Below are 1,035 nucleotides of genomic sequence, written 5' to 3'. Positions count from 1 at the left end.
CCAATTGCGGTGCCATCAGCTTCACCTCGTGACCGAGCTTGGAAAGCTGACGCGCCCAATGTTGCGAAGCCCCGCAGGCCTCCATCCCGATCACAGTCGGCGGCAATTTGGCGAAGAACTCCAGCACTTGTTTGCGCGACAGCTTCTTGCGCAGCACCACCTGCTCCGCCGCATCAACCCCATGCAGCACAAAAATATACTTCGACGTATCAATCCCAATGCGGATAATCTGGTTCACGGACGGCTCCCTTGTATGAGATCTAGACAACCTCATTCTGGCACACTGATGCCGTAGGGGCCGTCCACACCATCAGCCACCGCACTTGATGATGAAGGGGATCGTGGCCCCAGCATCGCGCAACAAGTCTCATTTGGGGTAATGGGTCCTGGCTTTCGCCAAGACGACACTGACGCCAAGACGACACTGAATGTGTTGGACCACGTGTGGCTCATGCTTCCGCAGTCTCGCGGCGCATTGCGTCCGAGCTTTGCATCTTGTTCCGCCCTCACCTCAAGCAGAGGGCGCAGGGAAAGCCGGGTGCCGATCGCACCCATGGGCCCCGAGCAATGGGTAGAAAGCTCGGGGGTAGGACCACAGGTGTAACCGGAAACAACCCGGCTTTCCCTGCGCGATGGGCTACGGCTTACTTCGTGCTCTCCCCGGCGAGACTGGGCTTGGTTGCGTGTTTCGGCAATTTCCGGACAGCAATTTCGCTAATTCGCGGACAGCGATTTCAGTAATTCCGGGACAGGGATTCCGCTAAATCGCGGACAGTTGCGGGAGGTTGGTTTTCGGGAGCGCCGTTCAGGCAATGTTCTCTCTCAAGCTGAGTTTGAGAGGGGCAATGCCGAGACGGAAGCAAGCGAAACGAACCACTGTGAAGGACCTACGATCGATCCTGAGGCTGACGTACGAGCAGGACCTGTCGGTTCGGGAGATCTCGGAACGGCTGCAGATCAGCAAGAGCTCGGTTGCCACCTACCTGCTGCGAGCACGCGAGGCGGGCTTAAGCTGGCCGTTACCGCCGATTTACG

Annotated in this window: 1 protein-coding gene and 1 pseudogene; one reads left to right on the top strand and one right to left on the bottom strand. The window is 58.2% G+C overall.

Annotated elements, in window-relative coordinates; all coding sequences use genetic code 11:
* Positions 1-238, bottom strand: a pseudogene (locus J6525_RS46405) (IS110 family transposase); the annotation flags it as partial.
* 607 nt (positions 239-845) lie between these two features.
* On the opposite strand from J6525_RS46405, the gene J6525_RS46400 reads away from it, so the two are divergent.
* The coding region (locus J6525_RS46400; protein ID WP_225649609.1) for a sigma factor-like helix-turn-helix DNA-binding protein at positions 846-1,035 on the top strand (190 nt) is incomplete at its 3' end.

It is taken from the genome of Bradyrhizobium australafricanum, assembly GCF_020329495.1.
In the GTDB taxonomy this organism is placed as follows: Bacteria; Pseudomonadota; Alphaproteobacteria; order Rhizobiales; family Xanthobacteraceae; genus Bradyrhizobium; species Bradyrhizobium australafricanum.
The sequence above is the reverse complement of the archived record's forward strand: the minus strand, read 5'-3'. Positions and strand labels throughout refer to the sequence as shown.